The sequence below is a fragment of the Klebsiella sp. HN106 genome, from assembly GCF_051209435.1.
GTDB lineage: Bacteria > Pseudomonadota > Gammaproteobacteria > Enterobacterales > Enterobacteriaceae > Klebsiella > Klebsiella oxytoca.
The window spans coordinates 1-249 of record NZ_JBLURD010000323.1 but is presented as its reverse complement, the minus strand read 5'-3'; the positions used below and the strand labels follow the sequence as shown (position 1 = coordinate 249).

Below are 249 nucleotides of genomic sequence, written 5' to 3'. Positions count from 1 at the left end.
CAGGCCTCAGCATTTTATTATGGTGATCCCCTGGGCGAAATGCGCCTGGTAAGCAGAGTTTTTGAAATGTAAGGCCTTTGAATAAGACAAAAGGCTGCCTCATCGCTAACTTTGCAACAGTGCCGAAGCAGATTATGCGTTCTCATAATGCGATACACCCGCTTTGCATTAACCACAGGCAGGCCGTCCCGCTCCGACTCCCGTCGCAGCAGCGCCCACACACGGCGATAACCATACGTCGGCAGGTCA

The 249-nt window shown here is 52.6% G+C and carries 1 protein-coding gene and 1 pseudogene; one reads left to right on the top strand and one right to left on the bottom strand.

Going from position 1 to position 249, the window contains the following annotated elements; all coding sequences use genetic code 11:
• On the top strand, positions 1-72 hold a 72-nt coding region (locus ACSIPU_RS31390; RefSeq protein WP_032414367.1), incomplete at its 5' end, for a hypothetical protein.
• A 53-nt stretch (positions 73-125) separates the two neighbouring features.
• Here the strand turns inward: ACSIPU_RS31390 and ACSIPU_RS31385 are convergent.
• Positions 126-249, bottom strand: a pseudogene (locus ACSIPU_RS31385) (IS3 family transposase); the annotation flags it as partial.